Source organism: Serratia proteamaculans (assembly GCF_949794035.1).
GTDB lineage: Bacteria > Pseudomonadota > Gammaproteobacteria > Enterobacterales > Enterobacteriaceae > Serratia > Serratia proteamaculans.
This window is the reverse complement of the sequence record NZ_OX461105.1, coordinates 4,230,921-4,241,478: the sequence shown is the minus strand read 5'-3', so window position 1 is coordinate 4,241,478 and position 10,558 is coordinate 4,230,921. Positions and strand designations below refer to the sequence as shown.

At 56.6% G+C, this 10,558-nt stretch carries 8 protein-coding genes and 1 rRNA gene; 3 read left to right on the top strand and 6 right to left on the bottom strand.

What is annotated here, in order from left to right; genetic code table 11:
* Positions 1-20 precede the first annotated feature (20 nt).
* Positions 21-136: ribosomal RNA gene (gene rrf, locus QOT07_RS19745) — 5S ribosomal RNA — on the top strand.
* 234 nt (positions 137-370) lie between these two features.
* Entirely contained in the window at positions 371-1,681 is a 1,311-nt protein-coding gene (locus tag QOT07_RS19740; protein ID WP_283603792.1) for an MFS family transporter, read from the top strand.
* 1 nt (position 1,682) lies between these two features.
* Here QOT07_RS19740 and QOT07_RS19735 read toward each other — a convergent pair whose 3' ends face one another.
* The 5 genes from QOT07_RS19735 to trxC form a co-directional block, all read right to left on the bottom strand.
* Positions 1,683-2,015 carry a YfiM family lipoprotein gene (locus QOT07_RS19735; protein WP_283603791.1) on the bottom strand — a complete coding sequence of 111 codons (333 nt, stop codon included), beginning with the start codon at positions 2,013-2,015 and terminating at the stop codon, positions 1,683-1,685.
* 79 nt (positions 2,016-2,094) lie between these two features.
* The gene (pssA, locus tag QOT07_RS19730; RefSeq protein ID WP_176980159.1) at positions 2,095-3,450 is read right to left on the bottom strand and encodes a CDP-diacylglycerol--serine O-phosphatidyltransferase; all 1,356 of its coding nucleotides are present in this window, start codon (positions 3,448-3,450) and stop codon (positions 2,095-2,097) included.
* Between the two features lie 153 nt (positions 3,451-3,603).
* Positions 3,604-6,252, bottom strand: a complete 2,649-nt coding sequence (locus QOT07_RS19725) for a bifunctional acetate--CoA ligase family protein/GNAT family N-acetyltransferase (RefSeq protein WP_283603790.1) — start codon at positions 6,250-6,252, stop codon at positions 3,604-3,606.
* A gap of 33 nt (positions 6,253-6,285) precedes the next feature.
* Positions 6,286-6,990, bottom strand: a complete 705-nt coding sequence (locus QOT07_RS19720; RefSeq protein WP_099062757.1) for a tRNA-uridine aminocarboxypropyltransferase — start codon at positions 6,988-6,990, stop codon at positions 6,286-6,288.
* A 118-nt stretch (positions 6,991-7,108) separates the two neighbouring features.
* Entirely contained in the window at positions 7,109-7,528 is a 420-nt protein-coding gene (gene trxC, locus QOT07_RS19715) for a thioredoxin TrxC (protein ID WP_012146452.1), read from the bottom strand.
* A gap of 208 nt (positions 7,529-7,736) precedes the next feature.
* Here trxC and QOT07_RS19710 point away from each other — a divergent pair, with 208 nt between their 5' ends.
* The gene (locus QOT07_RS19710) at positions 7,737-8,837 is read left to right on the top strand and encodes a tRNA/rRNA methyltransferase (RefSeq protein WP_085118450.1); all 1,101 of its coding nucleotides are present in this window, start codon (positions 7,737-7,739) and stop codon (positions 8,835-8,837) included.
* Positions 8,838-9,019: 182 nt separating this feature from the next.
* On the opposite strand, the gene emrB is transcribed toward QOT07_RS19710, so the two are convergent.
* Entirely contained in the window at positions 9,020-10,555 is a 1,536-nt protein-coding gene (gene emrB / locus QOT07_RS19705; protein WP_085118448.1) for a multidrug efflux MFS transporter permease subunit EmrB, read from the bottom strand.
* Positions 10,556-10,558 lie beyond the last annotated feature (3 nt).

Genomic DNA, 10,558 nt, shown 5'->3' with positions numbered 1-10,558 from the left:
TTGGAATGAAACAGAATTTGCCTGGCGGCAATAGCGCGGTGGTCCCACCTGATCCCATGCCGAACTCAGAAGTGAAACGCCGTAGCGCCGATGGTAGTGTGGGGTCTCCCCATGCGAGAGTAGGACACTGCCAGGCATTAATTAAAGTCGAAAGCCTCATGCGAAAGCATGAGGCTTTTTGCTGTGTGCGCAATAAAGAATTGCCGCCATTCCTCTCAATTTTCACCCCAGTCTTCAATGTGCATCACATAAATCACGCTATATTCTTCGCCCGCTATTTGTTTTAATCGTTAACTAAATGCTAACAATTAAATCACATTTAAACGGCGGGACGCCGACTTCACTGTTTATCTGGCTCGGAGAATATAAAATGACAGAAACAACCTCGGCCATTGAGGATGGGGATACCGCCGGTCTGGCCGTTCAGGACAAAAAGAAACGTATTTTCGCGATTGTTGGGGCTTCATCCGGGAACCTGGTGGAGTGGTTTGATTTTTATGTCTACTCGTTCTGTTCTATTTACTTTGCCGCTTCATTTTTCCCTGCCGGCAACAGTACTACCCAACTGCTGCAAACCGCCGGTGTGTTTGCCGCAGGTTTCTTTATGCGTCCGATCGGCGGCTGGTTATTCGGTTATATTGCCGATAAGCATGGCCGTAAAAACTCGATGTTGATTTCAGTCTGTATGATGTGCGCTGGATCCCTGGTGATCGCCTGCTTACCGACCTATGAGTCGATCGGCAGTTGGGCGCCGGTGCTGCTGCTGGTTGCCCGCCTGTTCCAGGGGCTGTCGGTTGGCGGCGAATACGGCACCAGTGCCACCTACATGAGTGAGGTAGCCATAAAAGGGCGGCGTGGCTTCTATGCATCGTTCCAATATGTCACGCTGATTGGCGGCCAGCTGTTGGCGCTGCTGGTTCTGGTGGCACTGCAGCAAATTCTTTCGACTGAAGAACTCAAAGCCTGGGGCTGGCGTGTTCCCTTTGCAATAGGGGCGGTATTGGCCGTAGTGGCGTTATATCTGCGCCGCTCACTGAATGAAACTTCCGATGCTAAAACCCGTAACCATAAGGATGCCGGTTCACTGAAAGGACTGTGGAAGAATCGCAAGGCCTTCCTGATGGTGCTGGGCTTTACCGCCGGGGGCTCGCTGAGTTTTTATACTTTTACCACCTATATGCAAAAGTATCTGGTCAATACCTCGGGGATGGATGCCAAGCTGGCCAGCGGTATTATGACCGCTGCCCTGTTTATCTATATGCTGCTACAGCCGCTGGTTGGGGCACTATCGGATAAGATTGGTCGTCGTAGTTCAATGCTGATCTTTGCTTCGTTCGCCACCTTACTGACGGTACCAATCCTGCTGACGCTGAAAAACGTCACCAACCCCTATGCGGCGTTTGGCCTGATCGTGCTGGCGTTGTTCATCGTCAGTTTCTATACCTCAATCAGTGGGTTGCTGAAAGCCGAAATGTTCCCGCCGGAAGTGCGGGCGTTAGGTGTTGGTCTGTCTTATGCGGTGGCTAACGCGATGTTTGGCGGATCTGCAGAATATGTTGCGCTGTCGCTGAAGTCGTACGGCATCGAGAACGCCTTCTTCTGGTATGTTTCCGGCATGTGTCTACTGGCACTGATCGTTTCGCTCCGCTTGCATCGCAGGGGGAAAGAGATCCAACTGTGAATCAGCGGGTAGCGTGGTACAGGCTATAACCGGTAGCCGCTCCCGCCACATCCCAGGCAAAATCCTTCCAGCTCCAGCCGGTGCCGCCCTCGCGACTGTCATACAGTTCTTTGGCGGCACCGAGCCCGATCGAGAACATCAGGCCGAAGCTACGGCTGCTGGCCTCACTCCAGTTTTGATGGTCACCATAAGCGGCACCGGCGGCGGCAAAGACGGCGGAAGAGACAAAATGCTGAGCCTTGTCCTTCCCGGTCCAACGGTCATTGGCCAGATGAGTACAACCGCTGGTGAACAGTAAAAAGGGCAACACAGCCAGGCAGCAGAGTAGACGCATAATGAAAACATCCTGTTGTCATGACACATAAAAAACCCCGGCCTGGGCCGGGGTCTGCGATAGCTGAATTATAGCGCGGTTACAGTATACGGCTAATCAATCGGTCGATGCGGATACGGCGCAGACGACGGATCAACTTACGCACTTTGATCGGATATTCCTGGATGCTTTGCAAGTCCAGGTAGTGCCCAACCACGGTGGTATGGGTACGGATGCACTCTAGCTCTTTGTGCCGCTGCTCACGCAGTTCCTGCTTGGGATCGTGGATCAGAATGGCATTCTCCAGATCCAACCGCCAGGCGCGTGGGTTAAGGTTATTGCCGGTAATCAACTGCCATTCGTCATCCACCCACATGCCTTTCAGGTGGTAGCTGTTATCGCCGTCTTTCCACAGCCGAACAATCAGCTGGCCGGTATCGACATAACGCTGCAGGCGGCTGAGAAAGCGTCGCAGGTTAATTTCGTACAGGTAAGGCAGCGCGCCGATAATTTTGAACGGCTGATCTTCCGGAATATAGAAGTCATTAGCGGTTTTATCACCGACAATGATTTCCACCTGTTTGCCCTGGCGCAGCAGATAGATGATATTGCGCACCAACAACGCAGGCAGGTTGAAGTAGGGGGTACACAGCGTCAGTTTCTGATCGGCGCTGGACATCAGGTGGTGAATGGTTTTATTCAGCACGCTTTGTTTACCCAGGCCAACCAGCGGCGTTACCGCCAGCTCATCGTTGCTCGCCTTGTTACTAAACTGATAGCCGGCGCGGCGCAGGCCGAAGCGAAACAGGCGAGTTTCGTTTTTGATCTCTGGGCTTTTGGGGCGATCGTCACGATCCAAACGTTGTACGGCGCCGGCGGTGAGCAGGTGCTGTTTGATGTAATCGATCAGGGTATTGGCCAACGGGTTGTTGGTGATCAACTGGTAGCGATCGTAGCGGTATTTCTCATGCTGATGCAGGTAAACGTCGTTGATACTGGCACCGCTGTAAATCACGGTATCGTCGACAACAAAACCTTTCAGATGCAACACGCCCAAGGCTTCACGGGTATTGACCGGCACGCCGTAGATTGGCACGGGCAACCCCGGATGCTGGTCTGCCATGGCGCAGTACCAGTCGGCATTGGTATTGGCGGCCGCGGCACCGATGCGCCCACGCTGGGCGCGATGCCAGTCGACCAGAATGCAAATCTCCAGCTCGGGACACCGCTGCTTCGCCTGATAAAGTGCGTTGAGAATATCGCGCCCGGCGTCGTCGTGCTCCAGATACAGAGCGACCAGATAAATGCGTTGGGTGGCGTTAGCGATTAATTCCAGCAGGGTGGCGCGGTAATCAGACGGTGTGTACAAAGTGCGTACATCAGCTACCGTCTGGGGGAGTTTGGGCAGTTGTGCAAGGTGTTGTTGATGTTTGCTACGTTTAAATTTTGACAACATCACAGTGCGCTTCTTCTCTCATGATTAGATGGCCAGAACGCCAAATACGGAAAAACAATAAATCGAATAATCGGGCGATAATACCACTAGTTGCCTCGATTGTGCGTATGTTTTGGCGTTAAGTGGTGGATTCGTAGCGCATTGCGACACAGGTCACTGCGCTTCTTCCGCCTGCAGCGGCAGGGTCAAATTGACGATACCGTCCTCCAGTTGCACATCGATACCGAAGCCCAGCCGTTGTGCCAGTCCTATCATGCCGCGGTTGTTTGGCATGGTGATCCCGGTCAGACGGGTCAGCCCGTGGGCACGGGCATAGGCAATCATTTTTTCCAGCAGTTGACGGCCCAGTCCCAGCCCTTTCAGGTCGGAGCGCACCAGCACGGCGAATTCCGCGTCGGTATTGTCCGGATCAGACAGGGCGCGCGTTACACCGATGATCTGTTCATCGCGCACGGCGACAAAAGCCATCTCCCGATCGTAGTCGATCTGCGTCATGTTAGCCAAATCGTCATGGGTAAACTCGTTGATCTCACTGAAGTAGCGATAGTAGAGATCTTCCTTGGTCACGCGATCGATGAAGTGTTTCAGCGCAGGTTCATCCTCCGGCAGGATTGGCCGGAACAGGCATTGTGAGCCGTCTTTCAAGCCAATGGTCTCTTCCAGCTCATGAGGATAGGGGCGGATGGCCAGCCGTGCCTGCGGGTCACCCTCAAAGGGAGCAAGCTGCATGGAAACGTCCAGCAGGGTGAATTCGCTGCCGGAGGCCAGTACCGGGTGGATATCCAGCCGGGTGATTTCCGGGCAGTCGAGGATCAGGTTGGATACCTGAACCAGCAGACGGCTCAGTCCGGGAATATCCAGAGGCCTCAGGGCACTGCGCCCGCGGATCTTGCCGCCTTTCACTGCCTGCAATACCAGATAGCGCGCCAGCGCCATATTCAGCGGTGGTAACGCCACTGCGACCTGATTTTCCTGCCGCCATTCGATGCCGCCTTCACCCAGCATGATCAGTGGGCCAAAAATGGCATCCTGTTCCACCGCTATACGCAATTCCTGAGCGCCGGCGCGGTTGGCCATGCTCTGTACCAGCAGGCCATGAATACGCGCCTGTGGATAGGTGCGTTTTACGCGGTCGAGAATAGCCTCTGCGGCACGCAGCACCTCGGTGGCGGTGCGCAAATAGAGCATAACGCCCTGGACTTCAGACTTATGGGGAATATCCGGCGAACGCAGCTTTAAAGCGACCGGGTAGCCAATTTGTTCGGCTATATGCACCGCTTCGGCGCTGTCTTCGGCAATCCAGGTCGGTAGCGTCGTCAGGTCATAGGCCTGCAGAATGGATTGCACCTCGTGGGTATCGAGCTGAGTAGCGCCTTCGGCCAGCGCCTGCTGAATCAGCCTATGGGCATCGGCGGTGTTGGCGGTCAGGCCGACCGGGAGTGCCGGCGTCTCTTTGAGCTGTTTCTGATTACGGCGATATTCCACCATATGCATAAACGCGGTCACCGCGCCTTCCGGGGTACGGTAGGTTGGAATGCCGGCCTCGGTAAACAGCCGCCGGGCTTCCTGCGAAGAGTATTCGCCGCACCAGTTGGTGAGCAGCGTAATGCGTTTACCGCGTGGGTGTTGACGCACTGCCTCGATAATCCGTTCGGCGGTGAGGGTGCCCGGTGCCGCTGCGCTTGGCGCGTGGATCAGCAGCAGAGCGTCGTAATCATGGCTGTCGAGCAGCGTTTTGACCGCCGCCAGATAGCGTTGTGGCGTCGCATCATCGCGCAGATCGATTGGATTACCCGCATGGATAAACTCGGGCAAAGCCTCACCAAGCTGAGCCAGAATTTCGTCCCCTAACTGTGCCAGCTTGCCGTTGCGGCCCAGCAGTTCGTCCAGGGCCATCGCGGCCGGTGCGGCGCCGTTGCTGACGATCATCAACCGCTCTCCGCGCAGCGGGTGCATATGGCTCAGGGTTTCTACTGCCGAGAACAACTCGTGGGTATCCTGCACGCGCAACAAACCGGCGCGCTGGATGGCGGCATCGTAGGCGGCATCCAACCCCTGTTGGCTGTTGAGCAACAGTTGGGCCTGCTGGCTGCGCCCGCTTTTAACCACCAGAATCGGCTTGTTGCGTGAAGCGCTGCGCGAGGCGGATAAAAAGCGCCGCGCGTCGCTGATATTTTCCAGGTACAGCAGGATGGCGCTGGTTTTACTGTCGCGCGCCAGAAAATCCAGCAGGTCGTCGACGTCAATATCCAGGCTGTCACCCAACGCGATAAAATAGGAAAAGCCGACTTCACGCTGTTGCGCCCAGTCGAGAATGGTATTGGCCACGGCGGCGGACTGGGAAATAAACGCCAGCTTGCCCTTGAGGATGGGCACCGGTGAGAAACTGGCGTTGATGCCTTGCCACGGTGCCAGCAGGCCCAGACTGTTTGGCCCCAGCAGGCGCATCGAATAACGCTGTGCGCAGGCTTTCAGCTCGGCAAACTGTTCCGGCGGGGAGGAGAGCACAATGGCGGTTTTACAGCCGCGTTGCCCCAGATCTTCAATCAGTGCCAGGTTGCGCTGTGCGTGGGTGCAAAGTATCGCCAAATCGGGGCTGATTGGCAGGCTGGCGACGTCCGGGTAGGCCATGACACCGCACACGGCCTTGTAGCGTGGCGTCACCGGCATCACCGGCCCGTTGAAGCCACCGGCCAGCAGGTTGCTCATCATCAGGTTACCGGCGCGGCCGGGCTGTTGTGAAGCGCCGAGAACGGCAATCGATTTAGGACGTAAAAGCGCTTCTAACCCTCGCTGGCTCATGCACGACTCCTTTAGGCAACGTTACGCCTGATTCTAGGCGTTTTGCGACGGCTTTGCTGTGACCGGTGCCTCCGGTCGGGTAGGTTTCCCTGCCAGATACTGTTGACGGAAATAGTGAAAATGCTGGGCCAGCCCGTCGGCGGCGGCCACATCACCGGCCTGCTGCAACAGCGCTGTCGCCACTTCGGCCGTGCAGTGCTGCTCGGTGCGGCTGGCTTCGCGCAGTTGGTAGTTGGAAGCGGCGGTCACGTTGAGTGAGAACACCGGGAACTGATTGAGGTACGGGCTTTTACGGAACATTTTGCTCGCCTCGGCCCAGGTGCCGTCAAGCATAATAAACAGCGGCGGTTTGCCACCGGCGGGCAGTTCGTTGAATACCGGCCGCTCGGGTGCGGCATAGGACGCGGGAAACACCACGTAAGGCTGGCGTTCGGGATCGTTAATTGCCGCCAGCAGGGCTGGGTCTACTTCGGTGCGCGACCAAAGAAATGCCTGAGTCTCCGGCAGAATATCGGCGATCAGTCGGCCGGTATTGCTCGGCTTCAGCGGCTCTGCACCAAACATGATCAGGCAAAAACGACTGGCGGCCGGCTGCGGCTGAATAGTGTCACACAGGCAGTTCTTATGGGGCAGCAGGCAGCCCTGACAACGCGGTACGCGGTTGCCGCGCGCCAGAAAGGGGCGGGTAGAGCGTTCCAGACGAATTTGGCGCAGGCGAAGTACGGCGTTGTCGGTCATAAAGATCCCGGGGAAAACCGCCATTGTAACGCAGAAAAAAGCCCGACGGGAGCATTCGGGCTGGATTGGATCCTGGCGGTGTCATCCACAATGGGCAACACCGCCTATACTTTCTGCGTTAAACTAGTTCATTGAGCCAGTTATCGAACGGCGTTTTCGGCATGGCGCCGTTGAGCATATCGACCATTTTCCCTTCGCGGAACAGCATAATGGTCGGGATGCTGCGAATGCGGAAGCGGGCGCTCAGTTCCGGTTCGGCCTCGGTATTCACCTTCACGAAGCGGACTTTGCCGGCGCGCTCTTCGGCGACGTCTTCGAAGATCGGGGCAAAACTGACGCAAGGCCCGCACCACGGCGCCCAAAAATCGACCACTACCGGCAGGCCATCTTGCAGCAGCGAGTCCAGAGTGGCAGCGGTGGCGTTGATTACCTCGCCGTCAAAGAGCGCATGGCCACAACGGCCGCATTTCGCACCGTCAGCCACTCGTTCTTCAGGGACGCGGTTGGTAGCATTACAAGCTGGACAAACTGTATTCATGATGACCTCGGATACTGAGAAAGCACGACACACCGCACTCGGGTTGCGGATATGTTTCTTTAATGCTGCTTATTATCGTTAAAAGTGGGGCAATGAACAAAGAGGTTTGTTCGATGAATACGATAGTTGTTAGCTTTTAGCGCAAGTAGGTGGCTTAGCACCCTAACATCAGGTAATCTTCGCGCCCTGCGCGTTGGTGGAGAAGAAAATGAACGATTCATTTAGTGGCAAGAACGGTAAAGTTAAAGTGATGTACGTCCGCAGTGACGACGACAGCAGCAGCGACGACCGTAACAAGAATAAGCGTCCGGCCGGCAAAGGCCGTCCGGCAGACGGTGCGCGCACTTCGGGCCGTACCGGTCAGGACAAGCCGCGCGGTAATAATGATCGCCGTGGCTCTGGCACTGATTCCCGCCGCAGTGAAAGCGATCGTCCTCGCCGTCCAGCGCACACTGAAGACCGTGGTGGTTATGATTCGCCGTGGAAAACCGTGTCACGTGGCCCGGAAGAAGAGCCGGCGTTTGATCACGGTGGCATCAGCGGTAAAAGCTTTATCGATCCAGAGCAGTTGCGTCGTCAGCGTGCGGAAGAAACGCGCGTTTACGGTGAAAACGCCTGTCAGGCCCTGTTCGCCAGCCGCCCGGATGCTATCGTCCGCGCCTGGTTCGTACAGTCGGTCACGCCACGTTTTCGTGAAGCACTGCGCTGGATGGCGGCGAACCGCAAAGCCTACCACGTGGTGGATGAAGAAGAGCTGGCCAAAGCGTCCGGCACCGAACACCACGGCGGCGTCTGCTTCCTGATTAAGAAGCGCCAGGGTCTGGATGCGCAAACCTATCTGAAAGAAGCTCCGGCGAAAGACTGCGTGCTGGCGTTGGAAGAAGTGGGTAACCCGCACAACCTGGGTGCTATTGTCCGTTCTTGCGCTCACTTTGGCGTTAACGGCGTATTGCTGCAGGATCCGGCGGTGCTGGAGTCTGGCGCAGCGGTGCGTACGGCTGAAGGCGGCGCGGAACACATCAAGGCAATTAACGCCGATGATTTCCTGTCGGTGCTGGATACCTTCCGCAAGGCGGGTTACGCCATCGTCACTACCTCGAGCCACAAAGGGACCCCACTGGCGCAGGCTAAACTGCCGGCCAAAATGGTGCTGGTACTGGGTCAGGAGCGTGACGGCCTGAGCGACAGTGCCTGGCAACAGGGTGATATGAACGTGTCTATCGGCGGTACCGGCAAGGTGGAAAGTCTGAACGTATCGGTCGCGACCGGCATTTTGCTGGCTGACTGGTGGCGTCAAAACCAAGCTTGATATACCCGTCGCCTTTCAAGCTGCAGCGTTGTTACCTGCACTAACTCACCCCAGTTACTTACTAGAGTAAGCGTCTGGGGATGAGTGAGTTGGTCGCCTAGCTACAACTTGAAATTCATAGGGTATACATAATATGTCATAAAAAACGGGCGCCTCAGGGCGCCCGTTTTGTTTTCTGCTGTTTAGTGAGCGCCGCCGCCCCCACCGCCGGAGCTGAATGGCGGTTTCGCCACCCAGACCAGCGCCAGCAGGATCAGGAACACCCCAGCCGACAGCCAGAATATCTCGTTAGCCGAGATAATCAGCCCCTGCGCGGTGATCTCGTTGGCGATATAGGCCGACGCCTGCTGCTTGCTCATGCCAATCTGTTCCAGTTGCCGGTACATGTCCTGCGACTGCGGGCTGTAAGGATTCACGAACTCCGCCAGCTGCGAGTGATGCTGCGACTCACGCTGTGTCCACAGGGTGGTGGTGATCGAGGTCCCGATCGACCCCGCCAGCGTACGGGTAAAGTTCGACAGGCTTGATGCCGCTGCCATACGTTCCGGCGGCAGGCCGGACAGCGTAATGGTGGTCAATGGCATAAAGAAGCAGGCGATGGCGAAGCCCTGGACAAACTGCGGCCAGGCCGAGGCACCAAAGTCCATTCCCGGTTCAAACGTATAGGCGCGCCAGTAGAAGCACACGGCATACATAATGAAGCTGAAGGTTACCAGTCGGCGCATGTCGAGCCGGTTACCGAACTTACCGATGATCGGCGACAGCAAGACCGGTATCAATCCGATCGGTGCCGAAGCCAGCCCCGCCCAGGTAGCGGTATAGCCATACACCTCCTGCAGCAACTGCGGCAATAGCACAATGGCGCCGAAGTACAGCATATAGGCCAGGCTGATACACAGGCAGCCGACGGTAAAGTTGCGCGACTTGAACAGCGACAGATCCACCACCGGGTGGTCGTCCGTCAGTTCCCAGATTATCAGGAACACCAGCGCCACCACCGCTACTACCGTCAGCACTATTATCTCGGTCGAGTTGAACCAGTCCAGCTCCTTGCCCTGATCGAGCATCACCTGCAGCGAACCAATCCCGACGATCAACAACACCAGACCGATGGTGTCGATCGGTTTGATCTCGGTTTTGGTTTCCCTGCCTTTCAACGTCGACATCGCCACCAGGATCACCACGGCGCCAATCGGGATGTTGATGAAGAAGATCCAGCCCCAGTGATAGTTGTCACTGATATAACCGCCGAGGATAGGCCCGAATATGGGCGCGACGATCACCGTCATTGACCATAGCGCCAGGGCCATCGCTCGCTTGGCGGGCGGATAGTTGTTCAGCAACAGACTCTGCGACAGCGGGATCAACGGCCCCGCGACCACACCCTGGATCACGCGGAAGAAGATCAGCATGCCCAGACTGTTGGAAATACCGCACAGCCAGGAAGCGAGCACGAACAGCGCGGTGGACCACAGGAACAGTCGCACTTCACCGACGCGCTTTGCCAGCCAACCGGTAATTGGGATCGAGATGGCGTTCGCCACGCCAAACGAGGTGATCACCCAGGTACCCTGCGAGTTGGAAGACCCGAGGTTACCCGCAATGGTCGGGATCGCCACGTTGGCAATGGTGGAGTCCAGTACCTGCATAAAGGTCGCCATGGCGAGCGCGACCGTCATCCAGGCGAGCTGGGCACCTTCAAGCGGTTTCTGTGCCAAGGT